General features: G+C 39.8%; 1 pseudogene. It reads left to right on the top strand.

Going from position 1 to position 839, the window contains the following annotated elements:
- Positions 1-839 (top strand): annotated as a pseudogene (locus ACFILA_RS09665) (damage-inducible protein); the annotation flags it as partial.

Raw genomic sequence — 839 nt, 5'->3', positions numbered from 1 at the left:
CAAGCAGTGGGACGTGTGATGCGTCGTGCAAAAGGCAAAAAGATGGGCTATATCATTTTGCCGGTTGGTGTTCCTGCTGGTGTTTCACCAGAAGAGGCATTAAAAAACAATAAGAGATACAGTGTTGTCTGGCAAGTTCTCAATGCTTTGCTTGCCCATGATGAGAATTTTAGTAAAACCCTTAACCAGATGGTCTTAGGGCAAGACGTAAGCTCTATCATCGACATTGTTACAGTTTCTAAAAAGACCGAATTAGAGAATGTCACCACGGTTATTGACGAAATCACGCTCCACGAAAAATCAGAAAAATCCGGACTTCGTATTGGGACACAAGCTCATGAACCGCACCAAACATATGAAGGACAAGGAAGATTGCCCTTTTTTGTTGAGTTTCCCAATGCTCTCAAAACACTGATTGTTAAAAAATCTACTATGAGTGATTATTGGGGCATTTGGGCTGGCAATGTTGCTGAGATTGCACAAAACCATATCACACGCCTTCAAACTATGCTTTCTGATCAAACAAGCGAAGCTTATCATGCCTTTGATACGTTTTATAAAGAATTAAAAAACAACTTAAACAGTGAGATAAAGCAAGAAGAAGCGATTGAGATGTTAGCGCAACATCTTGTAACGCGTCCCGTGTTTGAAGCTTTGTTTGAGGGCAATGAATTTGTGCAAAACAATGCCATTTCGCAAGCAATGGAAAAAATCTTAACAGAACTCGATAAAACCAATATTGAGGAAGAATCCAAGGAATTACAAGAGTTTTATGACAGCGTAAAGTTCCGTGCCTCTGGCATTACAGAACCACAGGCAAGACAAAATCTTATTATCAA

Origin of the sequence: Bartonella sp. CL71SXKL (assembly GCF_042194935.1) — a bacterium.
Lineage (GTDB): Bacteria > Pseudomonadota > Alphaproteobacteria > Rhizobiales > Rhizobiaceae > Bartonella.
The sequence above is the reverse complement of the archived record's forward strand: the minus strand, read 5'-3'. Positions and strand labels throughout refer to the sequence as shown.